The sequence below is a fragment of the Rariglobus hedericola genome, assembly GCF_007559335.1.
In the GTDB taxonomy this organism is placed as follows: domain Bacteria; phylum Verrucomicrobiota; class Verrucomicrobiia; order Opitutales; family Opitutaceae; genus Rariglobus; species Rariglobus hedericola.
Genome location: NZ_VMBG01000001.1, coordinates 2208852 through 2224718 on the forward strand (window position 1 = coordinate 2208852; position 15867 = coordinate 2224718).

A 15867-nucleotide genomic window follows, 5' to 3' on the forward strand; every position below is an offset into this window, starting at 1 on the left:
CAGGACGCGGGATTAGGTGCGCGGCAGTTTTCCAGACGTCGCTTCAGGCGGTGGTTCGGGCAGGTCTTTGATGACCACGACACGGATCGCGCCGTCGGAATTGGGGAAGACCAGGAGCTGCAGTTTGTTTTGATCCGGACGCAGAATGGAAGTGGAGAGAATACGCTCCCAACGTCCGCCACGTTGAACCGCGAGACCCAGCGCGATGTCACTCCCGACAGACAGCGTGACGTCCACGGTGGATTGCGCGGCGATGGCGACGGGACTCGTGCCTGTTTTGGCCGCGAGCGGATACGGGCAGAGGTTCATGATGCGCACATGCTCGTCGGGCAAAGACGGTGCCCAGTCCTCGATGGGATAAAACCGAAACGGCAGAACCGCATTGGCCGGATTGCGGGTCACGATGAAGAGCACGCCTTTCCAGCTGTCGGGGCATTTGAGTTCGCCGAGAGGCTCGCGCTTCACGCCGGCTTCCGTGCGTTGCTCGCGGAAGAGCTCGATGGGCAGCGGCCCGGTGTAATCGAGCGGGCGGGAAAACGCATTGGCGGTGAGTTGAACCGAAACGTTTTCCTTTCCATTTTTCAGGAGAAAAACCGCGCGGGGGTTTACATCATCCTCGTTCGAAAAAGAGGCGCCCGCGTAATAAAAACGCAGGCTGCGGACCGGGTTTTTCGGTGACGGAGTCTGCGCCGATGCGGGGATCAACAGGACCGACAGGACGACGGCGGACAACGATGTGAGAAAAATGCGCATGGGTCAGATGTCGGCGGGCGTCAGCCAACGGAAGGAGATGATTTTGAAACGGCGTCCGAACGTCTTGTTGTCGTCCGACGAAAGCGCGGCGATGGCGGTCCATGGATCGTCGGTGACGGACACATATTCGGGCAGTCGCTGCACCACGGCTTCGCACCAAGCCCGGCCTTGGACGTAGTTGGGATCGGTGCTGGCGAGGACGGGATTAAGCACTTCGCCGTAAGTGCGGATCGTGAAGGTATCCGAGCGCGCGGAGAGCGCGGGTGCCAGCGGTTGCAGGAGGTCCGCCTGCGTGAGCCATCCGGGCACGTGGGTGGCGGTGCTGCCCTGGGCCGCCGCGTCGATCATGGAGGTCGGGCCGGCAGTCGGGATCACCGTGGTCGGACTTCCGGAAAACGCGGAGTTGATCCCCGCGTCTTCGATGGCTTGGGCCAGCGCGCCCTTCATGCGATTGTCCACCCCGGCGACCGAGCCGGCGGTGAGCGCACGGTTGACGAAGTCGGCCAGCGAGACAAACGGGCCGCGGCGGCGCACCTGCAACACGATCTGGTTGGCGAGCGCATTGATCTGCGCCGTCGTCAGAAACCGGTAGCCCTCATAGGCGTTGGCGGCCATGCCTGCATCGGTGGTCGAGGTCGAGTCGAGCACGGCGGCGTCGTTCAATGTGTAACCGGAATGCGGATACGGTGACTCGCCGGCTCGCCGGGTTGCGCCCACCGGGACGTTGTTGAGTCCGCCGAGCAGTGCGCGCCACGCCTCGACGGAGGTGGAGTTGACGTTGAACGCGCCAGAGACCAACAGGCTCGCGGCAGATTTTTGACGGTCGCGGAGGTCGGCCGGCAAACTGGCGCCGGCGCGATCATGCAAGGCGAGACGCGGATTAGGCAGCGGGAAAACCACCGGATCGGCGGACGAGGCACCGCGCGGAACAGTGGACAGATAATAGCCGTCCCAGAGTGCGCGATTGAGCAGGTAGGAATGATCGAAAACGACGCCGGTGGACTTGAAGGCGCTGAAGCCGTTGCCACTGGTGGGAATGGCTATCTCGCTCCACGGACGGCTGGGAGCATCGATCTTGGCGCGGGGCGCGGCCAGCGAATTACCCACGGCATAGGCGGGCGTGGCATTGGACGCGAGCGGAGGCGAGACGCTGCCACCCGGAAGATAAACGCCGGGATAAAGCTGCGCGTGTTGGAACTCTCCGAGGGAAACCACCGCGTGTTCCGGACGCGGCACGTTGAAGAGCGGCACAACGGATTCGCCGGCGCCATCCCACGTCGCCTGGCTCATACCGACAAACGCGCGACCGGTGGAAGGATCGCAGGGAATGGTCGCGTTGTTCGCGTTCACCGGATCGAAGGCGCCGGTGCCGAAGCCCAGGTTGTTGGCGCTCATCCGGAAGTTGTAACTGGGGTTGGTATGGTAGTATCCTTCGCCCAGACTGGTGTTCTGCATTTCGTAAGGACTGCGCGCGGAGTAAGGTGCGCGGGGGTTGTAGTCGGCCAGCCAGCGGACGGTATTGTTGTGATAGGAAGTGGCAGTGGGCAGCGTGCCCTGCGCGGTGGTTTTCAACGCCCAGCTGTGGCCGACGTAACCGACGAATGCAGGCGAACTCGCATAGGCGGGCTGGTCCAGTTTTTGGAAAATGAAATCGTCGCGGGCATAGCGCATGTGAAACGCCGTGTCGTAGAGATTGTTTTGCGTGATCACTTGCAGCGGCTCTCCCGCGCTGGTGGACAGCGTAAGCTTGTCATCGCGAGTGACGGGTTCTGTGCCCGTGCCGCTGGGCGCGCTGCTCGGCACGCCGATCGTCGAGTTGTTCCAGTCGCTCCACGAAGGCAGCGACGTGGCCGTGCTGTTATTGTTACCATGCCAGAAGTTCACCATGTATTGGGAAAGCCCGCCCGGCAGGGAAAAACTGTTACCGCCTACTATCACAGACCGCATGCCGCCGCCGTTCCAACCCCGTTGCAAGGTGTAGGCCGAATAGGTGCTTCCCGCGCTGTAATAGACGTTGTTGCGAAGCGTATAAACGTAGGCGGTGCCCGGCTCCATGTCGCCGCTTTGCACGGAGATTTCGAGGCCATTGGGCCACGGGCTGGTCACCTGCGCGTCTGCCGAAATCGCGGGGTCCACAATTTTTGGATACGCGCTATAGTTCTTGGTCGGCGATACGGCCGAGACGCGGATGAAGGTCACATCGCCGCCGTTGATGGCGTAAGTGACGCGATAGGCATGGTCCTGCAACGTGACGTTGTAAGGATTCCATAACACAATCGCTGGGTAGTAACGCAGCTCGAGTCCGCAGCCGAAAGCGGTGAGCGGCGAAACGCGTCCCTCGACATACAACTGCCAGAAAGCCACGAGTGGAAATACTCCCTGCTGGGCGGACCTGGCCGGCTCGGTCGTTCCGTCGATTTGCGGCCGCGGAGAAAGTCGCAGATTCGCATCCGTGCCGCTGGCTCCGCTCGAGAACGGCAATTGATAATACGAGCGCAACAACTGCCAGTCGGGGCCCAGGCTGGAACCCACCTGCCAGATGGGGCCGGTGGGCGCATCGGTTTTTCCCGTGCCGTTGGCGAAGGCGGCGGTGAGGTCCTGGCGCAAGCCACCGGCGAGGGAGTTGGCGAGCACGCCGCGGCTGCTGCTGGAAAAATCATGAAACCGTTGCTGGAGAAACGCCGACGGAAACGGCACGCCGCCGGATGCGAGGGAGAACTGGCGCGGCGCATACACTTTCCTCAGTTCGTCACGTAGCGTCGCGGTGCTGGCCGCCTCCAGGTCCGCGCCGGCCAGCGAAGCGGGCGCGCCCGTCGTCAACTCGACGCCCAGGCGCGCCGGCAGGCGGTGGCGCAGGCGTTTATCGGCCTCGGTGGTCGCGCCGATGGAGGTTTCCGTTTCGACAAGATTCGCGCGCGCCTTGACGCCTTCATCGCCGACCCACCAGGCGTATCGACCAATGGATACGGTGCCGCCGCCAGACTGGCCCGGCACGAGATTCGCGGTGACATCGATCGACGCCAGCGGCGCGGCGACATAACCGGCCTCGCCCAAACCACCCGAGGCGGCGGTGCCCACGGTGCCCGGACCAACCAGCAGACGCGCGGGCGCGCCGCCGATGGTGATCGTGCTCGAAAGCGCCGTCGCGTTGGTGAGATTGGCGACGGGCTGGTCCGGCTTGCGCGCAGGCGAGGCCGCGGCGGATGCAATGCTGCCATTCGCGTTCGCCTGCATGGCGGTGGCTTCGTTGCCGCTCACCAGCCAGTTGAGAAACACCGGGGCGCTACGGTCGGTGGTCGATGCGTTGGCGTTGCCCCATGCTCCGGTCCACTGGCGCGCGCCATTCACCGCCACAGGCAGACTGTTGTTGGTGCCATCACCGAGATTTGCCGTGGCGGTGATACGCTGGTCCGATCCTGCAAATTTCTGAAGCTGGCCGAGCGCGGTATTGAGCGCGAACAACGCATTGGCTCGGGCCTGCGACAGTTGCTGGTTATTACCCGCGACTTGGGTTTCCACGCGCGTGATCGAGGCCAGCGAGACGAGCAACAAAACCAGAAACGCCAGCAATGTGATCGTGATCAATAACGCGAAGCCGCGCCGGGTCCGGAAAGAAAACGAAGTGGGGAGGGATTCGCGATGGGGGTTCATACAAAATCAAACACAGGGTTCGGCACCGTCGGCGGTTTCAGGCGGCACACCTTAGAAAATCGAGCGTATGCAGGGATAAGCTGCCGTGATGATTCCGCGTGGAGCGGAAGTTCCCAAGACACGCGCGATGCTATTAATGGCACGGCGCCGCTCTTTTGCATGACCGGTTCTCTCGTCATGCCCTGCATCGCTATGAACCCCGCCCTACCCCTGTTAGGATTCATTCAGCGGAGCCGTGTCCTCCTTGCTTCAGTCGCCCTACTCTCACTCGTTTCCCACGCCGAAGCCGCGCGCGGACGACCCGTTATCAACACCGCCGGCACGACCTTCGTGGCCGATAACGGAAACCTCATCCGCGGTGCCATCATCAGCACCGAAACCGGCGTCGTGCCGGCGCTCGCCGATGTGCAGGCGATCAAAAATTACGGTCTCAACGCCATCCACTGTTACGCCGAACGCTCCGACTACGGTTATGCTGCGGGTGCGAAAGCGGCGGCGGTTGATGCTGTAGTTCAGATGACGCGCGACAACGGTCTCTACCTCATCATCACCATCGGCGGTGGCGGCGTGAACGCGTCGTTCATCCAGGATTTTTGGACATTCTACGCGCCCCGTTACAAGAACGAGACCCACGTGATCTACGAGATTCAAAACGAGCCGGTGGTGCGCGCGCCGGTCGCCGCCAGCGTGATCACGATGGAGAAAAACTCCTACACCACCATCCGTGCCGCCGCGCCCAACACGCCAGTGCTGCTGATGAGCTACACGATTTTTCAAAACTCCGCAGGCGTGCTCGCCGACATCGCCGCGCTCGGCTCCACCGTCAATTGGAGCAACGCGGGAATCGCGTTTCACGGTTACGGAGAAAACGGCGCACTCGGCACACGCACCTGTCTCGAAAACGTGATCGCCGCAGGCTATGCCTGTTTCCAAACCGAGTTCTACCGCTGGGACTGGGGCACGGGCGACTTCAACCTGGTTGACGCGCCTTCGCTTTATCAGGACATCGACCAGACCGGCGACCTTGAGCGACTGGGCGTCTCATGGCTGACCTTCCTCTCCATCGGTCGCGTGCAGGACGACACGCGTTTCAAAAACCGCATGGACGGCGCCGGCATCACCTGGTCGCACGATTTTGGTTCGTGGCCCGGCACCAGCCGCGGCGTCTATGGCAACGGCAGCGAACCGCGCGCGATTATTTCCACGGCCACCACACGCGTCGAGGCGGAGGACTTCGATCTCGGCGGCGCGGGTGTCGCCTCCTACGACACGACCACCGGTAATTCCGGTGGTGTTTACCGCACGACCGGACAAGTGGACATCCAGGCAGTCACCGATACCGGTGGCGGTTATAACATCGCCTGGATCGCCGCCGGCGAATGGCTCGAATACACGGTGCGCGTAAAGAATCCCGGTCGCTACAATCTCAAGGTTCGCGTGGCTTCATCCGTCACGACCGGCAGCCTGCGCCTGAAGCTCGGCGGCAGGGATCTGACCGGTGCCTGGAGCGTGCCGAATACCGGCAGTTACCAGACGTGGACCACGTTGACGAAGACCGTTGACCTCGTGCCCGGCCAACAACTGCTGCGCTTCGAGGCAGTGACCGCAGGCTTCAACCTCAACTGGATCGAGTTCGAACCCGTCTCTTCCGGTTTGCTGGCCAACGGCACCTACAAGCTGATCAACCGCAACAGCGCGAAAGCCATGGATGTCGTCAACGCCTCCACGGCCAACGGCGCCGATATCCAGCAGTGGGGTTACTCCGCCACGAGCAACCAGAAGTGGGTCTTCACCCATCGCGGGGCCAACCAATACACGATCACCTCCAGCCAGACCGGCAAGGCGATCGACCAGGCCGCCGGCGAAATACTCAGCGGCGATCACGTCCAGATGTATACGCTCAACTCCGGCAGCGCCAACCAGCGCTGGATTCCGATGGCCACCAGCTCGGGCTACTACCGGTTGGTCAACTCGATCAGCGGCCTCGTGCTCGAAATCGACGCCGCATCGACCGCCAATGGTGCCCGCGTATTTCAAGGTGAATACACGTCCGGCAACCACGAGCAATGGCTCCCGGGCACGCCCTGAACGCGAGCTTCGCCCATCGTCGCGATGAAGCCGCGCCCGCAGTCCGTCCGACTCCACCTCTGTCTCGCCGGCATCGTCGCGGCGGGAGTGCTGGCGGCCGGACTGATGGTTGCTCGGCCTTCGTCGCCCAACGAAGCTCCGGTCGTCGTGCGTTCGCTTCCGCTTGCATCTTCGCGGATCGCACAGGCCGAAACAGCGCCGCGCATCGCATTTCTGGATCTTAAATCACAGGTCGTCTCCGAGGCCGACCGTTACCGCTGCGGCATTCTTTTCCGCCAATGGGCCGACCGTGATTTTGCCGCCGCGCTTGAATGTGCAGACCGTCAGCCCGCCGGTCCGTGGCGTGAGGAAATGTTCGGATGGCTCGCACTGGTCGTCGCTCGATTAAATCCGGCCGAAGCCGCGACGATGGCCGACCGCGACATGAAGCCCGGTCTGGTGCGCAACGAAACCGTCATTTCAATTTTGCATCTCTGGGCGCGCACCGACCTTGCCCGCGCCACCACGTGGGCCGACTCGTTTCCACCCGGTGCGTTTCGCGACCGCGCGCTCGATGAGGTCGCCGGTTTTATGAGCGATGTGCCACCTGAACGATCTCCGAACTGAACCGTCCTCTCCGCTTTACCCCGCCGTGCCCCACCCCGTCCGGTTTCTTCATTGGCTCACCGCGCTCGCGCTCGGCCTCGGCGTTATCTGCAACGCGCAGGCGGCGCGCGGGCGTCCCGTCATCAACGCAGCGAAGACCACCTTCGTGTCCGACAACGGCAATCCGCTCCGCGGCGCCATCATCAGCACGGAGACCGGCGGCTTTCCGACTACCGCGGAATTCCAAGCGATCAAAAACTACGGCATGAACTCCGTGCATTGTTACGCCGAACGCTGGGACTACGGCTACTCGGCCGGCGCAAAGTTCGCCGCGCTGGATATCGTTGTGCAACGCACGCGCGACAACGGTCTCTACCTCATCATCACCATCGGCGGCGGAGGCGTGAACGCTTCCTTCAACGCCGCATTCTGGAACTTCTACGCCGGCCGCTACGCCAACGAGACGCACGTCATCTACGAAATCCAAAATGAGCCCGCCGCCGGCAATCCGCCCTACTCCGGTTCGACCCCGCTCATGGATATGGAGCTGGCCGCCTACACCATCATCCGCACCAAGGCCCCCAACACGCCGGTGTTGCTGATGAGTTATTCGAGTTTCCAAAACAGCGCCGGCGCGCTGCAGGACATGGCCGCGCTCGGTTCGGCGATCAACTGGAACAACGCTGCAATCGCTTTCCACGGTTATGGGGAAAACGGCCGCGCCGGCACCCGCGCCTGCCTCCTCGCCGTGCTCGCCGCCGGTTATCCGTGTTTTCAAACCGAGTTCTATCGCTGGCCGTGGGGCAAGGGCGACTTCGGCCTCGCGACCGCCAACTCGCTTTACGAAGACGTGGACGAAATGGGCGACCTCGAGCGTCTCGGCATTTCGTGGCTCTCGTTTCTCACTATCAAACGCATCACCGACGACACGCGTTTTAAAAACCGCATCACCAACGCCGGCATTCGCTGGACATCCGACTTTGGCACCTGGCCCGGCGGCACGCGCAGCGCTTACGGCAACGGCGGCGAGCCATGGTCCATCACGAAGTCGGCCACCACGCGCATTCAGGCCGAGTCCTTTGACAACGGCGGCCAGGGCGTCGCCTACAATGATAACGCCACCCTGAATTCCGGCGGTGCCTACCGCACCACCGAGGGCGTGGACATCCAGACGACCACCGACACCGGCGGCGGCTACAACCTCGGCTGGATGGTCGCCGGCGAATGGATGGAATACACCACCTACGTCACCGACCCCGGCCGCTACACGCTCAACCTCCGCGTCGCCTCGCCCAACGCGACCAACACCCTCCGCGTGAAAATGGCCGGCGTTGATCTGACCGGCGCATGGGCGTTCGCCGGCACCGGCGGAAACCAAACCTGGACCACGATTTCGAAAACCGTGGACCTCATCCCCGGCCAGCAAGTGCTGCGCTTTGAGGTCGTCACCTCGGGCTTCAATCTGAACTGGATCGAGCTCGTCCCCGCCGCCAGCGGTCTTCTCCCCAACGGGACCTATGCATTCTTCAATCGCAACACGCTCAAGGCGGTCGATGTTGTCGGCGCCTCGACTTCCAACGGTGCCAAGGTCCAGCAGTGGAACTACGGGGCCGGCCCCAACCAGAAGTGGGTCATCGCGCACCAAGGCGCCAACCAATACACGATTAAGAGCACGCAGACCGGCAAGGCGATGGACGTCGCGAGCAACACGCTGCTGAGCGGTGACAACATCGGCATGTGGCCGTCCAAAACCGCAGGCAGCCAGCGCTATTTATTCATGCCGACGGACTCGGGTTTCTACAAAATCATCGGCGTGGGCAACGGCCTCGCGATCGAGATTGCCGACGCCTCTCTCTCGCGCGGCGCACGCGTCGAGCAACGCGAATATAAAGACGGCTCTTATCAACAGTGGCTGGTCTCAGCCGATCATCCCGCGACCTATACCGCCTGGGTGAATCAGCAGTTTCCACTATCAGCAGATCGCACCAATGCGGCAGTCTCCGGCGCGACCGCGGATCCCAGCGGACAAGGCGTGTCCAATCTCCTGCGCTACGCGCTCGGGCTCACCCAGAGCGAAGCGCCTTCGCCGTCGATGCCTGTGCTGACGTCCTCGGCCTCCGGACTGGATTTCCGTTTTCGCTTCGATCCCGGGCTCACCGATGTGACCTACCGCGTCGAAGCCTCGACAGATCTTATCGACTGGACCGAGACCGTCTTCGACTCGCGACTCGATGCGTTACCGGCGCTCGTGGACGGCTGGCTGGAGATCAACGATTCCTTTGATCACGCGCAAACGCCCCGACGATTTCTCCGTCTGCGCATCCTGCGCGATTAATAACCGGCGGATTCAGCCAGCTGCCTCGACCAGATTCTGACGCTTTTTTTTGGCGGTCAGATTGCGTGCGGTTTGGCCAAGCTGCCAGATGCCGTCCAGGAGGATGCGGCGCGGCACTTCAGGAATGCCAAATTCACCGCGCGTCAGCATACCCGCGAGAAAATCTCCGGCCGCGCGGCCCACATCGTGAGACGTTTCAAAGACGCCCGCGTGCTCGACGTTGGATTCCTGAAGACTGGGCGACACGTAGGCGATGTCCTCGGGCACGCGATAGCCCGCCTCCGTGAGCCAGTCCAGAATGTGGCGGTCCACAACGAGCACGGAATCGAGCCGGTGCGATTTGACCCACTTGAGGAAGAGATCGCGGTTCGTGTTGGAAAAGGTGGTCGGGGTTTTGTCCAGCTGGAGAATCGGCAGGTCGTTCTCCCACTTGCCGGCGAAGGGAGGCGTGCGATAAGCAGCCGTCCACTGATCGCCCACACGCTTGCTGATCTCGTCCCAGTTGACGAAGCCAGGCCGACGGTAACCAAGGTGATACAACTGCCGCATGCAGTTCTGCATATTCTCGTAGTGCGACGTGGTGACACGATGGATCGCGGGACGCGCCAAAGTGTAGCCGAACGTGACTGCGGCGAAGTTTTCGAGCGACAGGCTGATGCGGCCGCAATGCGTGGGCAACGGACAGACGAGCAGCCCGCGGATACCGCGGCTTTGCAGGATTTGCGCGGCGCGGCGACCGGTCATCTTCGGCTCGCGCAGCCAAAAATCCTCCACGAGATACCCATGGCGGGCCAGGGCTTCGGTCGCACCCAGGCGATACAGTTTGAACGACTCCACCATCCAGGCATCGCGCGTAACGAAATTGGTAATCCAACCGACCGTGCCGTGATACAGGGACGGACGCGTGGCGATGCGGTAGGTGCTCAGCGCCGAGAGCATCGGATCGGGCATGTAGCCCATTTCCTTGGCGATCTCCTGGATGCGGGCCAGCGTATCGGGCTGCACGCGCGGATCGTTCTTCATGGCTCGCGCGGCAGTGGTCAGATGAACCCCCGCCTTGATCGCGACATCCCTCAGAACGATCCGTTTTTCCTTCATTCCGCCGATGGTATTAACATCTGGCGGGCCGGCGGCAATCTCATGTGCAATCCCGATGATCCCGGCGCGCAGGCGCCGGGACTTCGCTGACAAATAGCTGCTGGAGCGGGCCGCGCTCAAATCCGGCGGCGTTTGCAAACCATGACCGCGCCGATAGCGATCAGGCCGGCGAGCGCGGCGGTGGTCGCCGGCTCGGGAATGGCGGAGATGGAGAGCTGGATGCTGTTGGCCGTCTGGATAAGCTGCGCATTGTAGGCTTCCAAACCGGAGCCGAGCACCCATTGACCCGAAAACGCGTTGTCGGCGCTGAAGGAGGCGAGCGTATAAACACCATTGGAGAGCAGGCCGCCGGTGATGGAGAAGTTAACGATGTTGTTATTAAACGTGACCTGCGAAACCCCGGTGGTGAGCCCGATGAAAGCGAGGTGCTCGGAGACGTCGGCCGGCAGAATCGCCGCGGCGTTCAAGTTGATCGCGATGGTCGAACCAGTGTCGAACAGGGCGGTGCCTGTCGTGGAGCTGAGGTCGAATGTGAGGGTCTTGCCGGCGGCGATAGCCGAGCCACCGCTGGTGAGATCACCGGGGGAGACGATGGAGCCGCTGGCGAAAGTGATGCCGTTGGCGCCGGCGGGTTTGACGAAACCCGTGCCACCAAAGACCGCCGTGGAGGCGACCGAGATCGCCCCGGCTCCGGTGCCCGATCCCGTGGTGTTGTTGATCAGCAGCGTGCCTTTTTGATGGACAGTGCTGCCGGTGTAGGTGTTGTCGCCGGAGAGACGAACGATACCCAGGGCATCGGCAGCGGTGTAGATAGAGAGACCACCTGTGGTGAGGGTGCCGTCAGAGATGACACCGGTGACGTTCACATTGGCCGTGGCGGTCGTTGCCCTGAACTGGAGACGGGTCGGATCCACATAAGTGCCGCTGGCCTGGCCTCCCGTAGCCGCGCCGCTGACCGCACCGTTGATCGTAAGGGTGCCCCCGCTGGCCTGAATGCCCATCAGGTGCACGACGTTGGCATTGGAGCCGACATAACGATCAAGGACAAGGGACCCGTTAAGTGTCGTGTTGCTGTTATCGTTATACAGGAGATTTCCGCCGACGATGGAGCCATTGTTCGCAATATTGTAAAAGTTCATGCGAAGCGTGATGTCTTCGCTGGTCGTGATATTATTGGTTAAATGCAGCTGCGGAAATTGTCCGCTCGCCTGGCTCACGATGAGGCCGTTGCCCGCGCCGGCGGCACCGAAGGCGCTGTCGGATCGGGCAGTGAGATTGCCGTTCGTCAGCGTAGTTACACCGGTGTAGATGTTGTTGCCCGAGAGCGTGAGAGTCCGGTTTCCAGACGCGTAGGTGAAGCCCTGTGAGCCATCCAATGTGGCTGAAATGGTGGCGGTGCCGCTTATGCTGGGAACGGTTGTGCCGGCCAGCGTAAGCACACTGCCATTGGTCGATGAAAGGGTGTAGGTTCCGGTGCTGAAAGCGAGAGTCTGAACCGTCTGCGGCCCATCCAAGTTGACCGTCTGGGTGCCGGAAGCCGAAAAGGTGGCGGTGACGTTGGCACTGGTGCTGCCACCGGTGGCGACGGGACCGGCACCGCTGTTCCAATTGACGATATCGGCCCAGTTGCCGCCGGTGGTGCTGGTCCATGTGCCGCTTGTCTGTGCGAGAGCGACGGAGGCTGGCAGCGCCAAACCGAGGCCGCAGATGAGGGCGGACCGGATGCGCGATGGTGACAAACGCGTGTGCGCGGATTGGGGAATATTCATGGGTTGAGCGGTGTTTGGGGGAGAGCTTGAAAGTATGCGGACACGGCAGTGGCCTTGGTTGACGCCGTGCGTCGGTTAAATCGGCTTGGGGAAAGCTCAGAGCTTCTCTTGCGGGTTGATGTTTTTGGCTACAGCGGCCACGTGGCCGTCAAAATAGAGAACGTTGCGGGTCGCACCGTGGACCGATTGCTCCGGAACGGAGGCCGAGGCGGTTAATGTCACACCGATCAATGCCGCACCTTCGACATCGAGATCGAACAGCGCGACCGCCTTGGGGGGATTTGCGATTTCGTTATAGCGAAGCGATCGCACGCCATTGAGGGCGAAGGGACGCTTCAGGACACCGGCACTCGTCATCACTTGGCTCGCCATGGAATAACTGGGCGCAGGAACGGCGTCCGCCGCGGTGGGACTCGAAGGACAGACAAAAATCTTCGCAATGCCCGTTGAGGCACTTCCTTGGTTAACGCCCAAGTAAGCCGACAATTGGGAGGAAAGCGCACGAGTCGGCTTGCCGTTTTCCGCATACCACTGCGGGCTTGCCGAACTCACCAAACCGTAGAACTCACCGTCCTTGTCCTTGATTTTCTCGTAACCGGGAAGTGCTCCACGGTTGTCCGCCGCAAAGTTACTTAAAGACGTGCCGATCTGGCGAAGGTTGGAGGCGCAGGCGGTTTTCTGGCCCGCCGCCCGCATCTTGCCCACCACGGGAATGAGAATAGCGGCGAGAATGCCGATAATCGCGATCACCGTCAGTAGTTCGACGAGAGTGAAGGCGTTCTTTCGGGATGGAAAATGCGACGAGATATTCATGGGGTAAGTGGGTGGGTTTTGCCTGACGATCAGCGCATGTCGTTCACGAGCTTTCCGTGCATGCGGTATTCATACATATTCTCGCCCACTTCACGGGCTGCTTGGGTGAGCTCGACATAGGGCGTGTCGGCGACGTCCACGAAACCGATCTGATAGCCTTCGCCGTCCCAACGGCCGGTGAGCGGTTGATCGCGGAACTGGAACCAGTGCGTGCCGACGATGTGCGGGTTGGACAGCGCGCCTTGCAGAAAGCGGGTGTATGCCACGGCGCGCTCAGCCTGGGTGATACCCGTGGGCGCCAAGCTGGCGGAGAACATGCCGCGGTCGAGGATGCCGAAATGGAATTCGCCGATGAGCACGGGCATGTCGGGGAACTTGTCATTGGTGAGGTTGGCCGTGCTGTGGGCATATACGTTGACCGTGAGCACGTCGCAATACTTCAGGCTCGCATCATACAAAGCCTTGCGCACGGCGTCGGTGGAGATGAAGCGGCAACCGAGATAGAGGCGGTTGGGCGCGACGGTCTTGATCGAATCGCGGCAGAGGCGGAAATATTGATCGACCGTCTTGAGAAAGAAGACGTCAGAATCGGCCTTGAAGCCCTTCGAGTCCGGCGCCTCGGTGGCGGCCAGGACCGCGTCCCAATCTGCGTAGGCCGTGCTCCACGCGTCGTTGAATTTTTTGATCGTGGAGTATTTGGCCTTGAGGTCCTTCACCCACTCCTGCTTCGAAGCCTGCTTGGCCGGGCTCTTGATCACGGCGTCTCCCAGAACCTGGCGGCCGCGGTTGCCGAAGTTGAGTTCGTTATCGATGAAGTAGCCGATGCACAGCGGGTCGTTGATGGACTTGGCGACCTCCGGACGACTGGCCGCCTCGGTCTTCATCAGCGTCTTCATGCGGCTGATGTAGGCAGGATCGAACACATCGTAGAACTTGAGCTTGGACCCTTCGATCTTGGGCATCTTGTCGTTAAAATCGGTCAGTTGAAGCGTGTAGGGCATGCGGCCTTTCATGATCAGGTCGGCCTTGCCCCAGTCGCCGATGGTGTTGATGCCCCAGCTTTCGAGACGCTTCGCCAGCGTATCGTAGAAATCAGAGGCGTAGTCCTTCTTCCCGTATTTCTTGGCGAGATTCCAGTCGGTGAACGGAGCGGTCCAGGAGGTCACCGGGAAGGAGAACCACTTTTCGTGATCCTGGGTGCGGGTAGCGTCGGTGGACGCATGAAGCACATCGATGCCATGCGAAATAAACAGGCGGCCTTCCGGATCAACCATCCACCATTTGCCTTTGTATTTTTCGGTGCGGAAATTTCCGGTAGATTTGAGTAGCGGGCCGTTGGCCCAGCCACCGAAACGGTTCCACTCGGCGGGACGCTTCGAGGCATTCAACTCGGCGAGTTCCTTCGCATGCGCCTTCTTCAGGTCGTCATCCGAATGGATCTTCTCGGGCCAGTCCGAGTGCATGTATTGGCCGTAAATATCGATATAAGGGAAAAACGCATCACCGGCCGGAGCCGTGATCTTGTCCGGCTCACCGGTCACGCGCAGGTCGGAAAGGCGGTAGTCGGCCAGGTCCTTCTGTTTGCTCTCAAATGGCCACTGGATGAAGAACTCGATCATCGAGATCTTGTCGGAGTCCACGAAACGGGGACCCGGCACGCCCTGCGGTGCGGCATGGAGTTCGCGGTGCGGAATCAAAAGGTTCAATGTGCGCTTCTCGCCGGGATTGAGCGCGATGCCCGAGTTCACGCGGTGCAAGGTCTTCTCTTCCTTGGTGCCGCTGGTGATCTGCATGGTCAGCCGGAGCTGTTTGTCCGCGGACTTGTTTTCCACGTCAACCGCCAGAACCCGGGAGCCCGAAAGATCCCAGAATTTTTCTCCCGCCGGCGGCCGCACGATCACGCCCGAGTCCCAACCTGGATCATCAAAGCGAATGGAGATTTGCGCGGGCTTGCCTGACGACAGCTCCACTTTGGCCGAACCTTTTTTCTCAAGCTGCTCGCTCGAAATCGAAAGGGAAGCGGCACCGGCGGTGGCAACCGCGGCAAGGAGCGAGGCAAGGGTAAGGACTTTTATCATGAGGTAAGGCTTGCCGGGCAGGCCACATGGCGACGGAAACACCACGGGGTAAACTCGGACAGGGGTTGGATCGGGAGTTACCTTCGTCCGCACACCGCGATTTTGCCAGTGATAGCAAATGCTACCAGTGGCATTCTGGCATTTCGCCTCTTCTCCAGTTTGCTCCCGCCTAGGTAAATGCGTAACAAATGCCACCAGCCTGCGTCACAACTCATACCCTTCATCTCCATGAAAACTCCCTTCGCCCTGCTCCTCCTCGGTTCACTGTTGGCCTTCACTCCGGCCACCACGTTTGCACAGACCAAACAGCCCGTGCCCGAGTTGATCAACCAGGGGCTCAACGCCTACGCCCAAAGCGGCCTCAATACCGCCCTGCAAATCTGGCTTCAGAATTCCCTTCTGGACCGCGGCACTTTGCTCCGGGGCGAACTCGCCGCGCTCAAGCAGGCGGACGCAACCTACGGGTTGTTTGAAAGCGGAGAGGTCATGCACGTCGCCATCATCACGCCCCGCGTCACGCGCGTGTATTTGGTTTTATACTACGAACGCGCCCCGCTCTGGGCCTGGTTCGATCTGTATAAAACACGCAGCGGCCACCAGGTCATCTCCGATGTCTTCTTCAGCCCCAAAGTCCAGGTGATCCTGCCCGCAGACGTATCCGGCTTATAATACACCGCGCGGGCAGAGGCGGCGCGTC

Annotated in this window: 11 protein-coding genes; 5 read left to right on the top strand and 6 right to left on the bottom strand. The window is 61.3% G+C overall.

Going from position 1 to position 15867, the window contains the following annotated elements; translation table 11 throughout:
- Positions 1–12: 12 nt before the first annotated feature.
- On the bottom strand, positions 13–753 hold the full coding sequence (locus tag FPL22_RS09620; RefSeq protein ID WP_144230064.1) for a hypothetical protein: 741 nt from the start codon (positions 751–753) through the stop codon (positions 13–15).
- Between the two features lie 3 nt (positions 754–756).
- Positions 757–4404: a hypothetical protein gene (locus FPL22_RS09625; protein WP_144230065.1), complete on the bottom strand. Its 3648-nt coding sequence runs from the start codon at positions 4402–4404 to the stop codon at positions 757–759.
- Between the two features lie 159 nt (positions 4405–4563).
- Here FPL22_RS09625 and FPL22_RS09630 point away from each other — a divergent pair, with 159 nt between their 5' ends.
- Genes FPL22_RS09630 through FPL22_RS09640 form a run of 3 tightly spaced genes read left to right on the top strand, consistent with a single transcriptional unit; the run spans position 4564 to position 9412 of the window.
- On the top strand, positions 4564–6492 hold the full coding sequence (locus FPL22_RS09630) for an RICIN domain-containing protein (RefSeq protein ID WP_238991363.1): 1929 nt from the start codon (positions 4564–4566) through the stop codon (positions 6490–6492).
- 24 nt (positions 6493–6516) lie between these two features.
- Positions 6517–7098, top strand: a complete 582-nt coding sequence (locus FPL22_RS09635; RefSeq protein WP_144230066.1) for a hypothetical protein — start codon at positions 6517–6519, stop codon at positions 7096–7098.
- 25 nt (positions 7099–7123) lie between these two features.
- The gene (locus FPL22_RS09640; protein WP_238991364.1) at positions 7124–9412 is read left to right on the top strand and encodes an RICIN domain-containing protein; all 2289 of its coding nucleotides are present in this window, start codon (positions 7124–7126) and stop codon (positions 9410–9412) included.
- Between the two features lie 12 nt (positions 9413–9424).
- Here the strand turns inward: FPL22_RS09640 and FPL22_RS09645 are convergent, their stop codons facing one another.
- Positions 9425–10435 carry a LacI family DNA-binding transcriptional regulator gene (locus FPL22_RS09645; RefSeq protein ID WP_238991365.1) on the bottom strand — a complete coding sequence of 337 codons (1011 nt, stop codon included), beginning with the start codon at positions 10433–10435 and terminating at the stop codon, positions 9425–9427.
- 21 nt (positions 10436–10456) lie between these two features.
- Between FPL22_RS09645 and FPL22_RS17990 the strand changes: the two genes are divergently transcribed.
- Positions 10457–10600, top strand: coding sequence for a hypothetical protein (locus tag FPL22_RS17990; RefSeq protein WP_238991366.1), 144 nt, complete (start codon positions 10457–10459; stop codon positions 10598–10600).
- 26 nt (positions 10601–10626) lie between these two features.
- Here the strand turns inward: FPL22_RS17990 and FPL22_RS09650 are convergent, their stop codons facing one another.
- From FPL22_RS09650 to FPL22_RS09660, 3 genes are all read right to left on the bottom strand, one after another.
- Positions 10627–12279, bottom strand: coding sequence for a beta strand repeat-containing protein (locus FPL22_RS09650; RefSeq protein WP_144230069.1), 1653 nt, complete (start codon positions 12277–12279; stop codon positions 10627–10629).
- A 96-nt stretch (positions 12280–12375) separates the two neighbouring features.
- Positions 12376–13092 (bottom strand): type II secretion system protein, encoded by a 717-nt coding sequence (locus FPL22_RS09655; RefSeq protein ID WP_144230070.1) that lies wholly within the window; start codon positions 13090–13092, stop codon positions 12376–12378.
- Between the two features lie 29 nt (positions 13093–13121).
- Entirely contained in the window at positions 13122–15170 is a 2049-nt protein-coding gene (locus FPL22_RS09660; protein WP_144230071.1) for an alpha-amylase family protein, read from the bottom strand.
- Positions 15171–15398: 228 nt separating this feature from the next.
- On the opposite strand from FPL22_RS09660, the gene FPL22_RS09665 reads away from it, so the two are divergent.
- Positions 15399–15839 (top strand): hypothetical protein, encoded by a 441-nt coding sequence (locus FPL22_RS09665; RefSeq protein WP_144230072.1) that lies wholly within the window; start codon positions 15399–15401, stop codon positions 15837–15839.
- Positions 15840–15867: the final 28 nt, after the last annotated feature.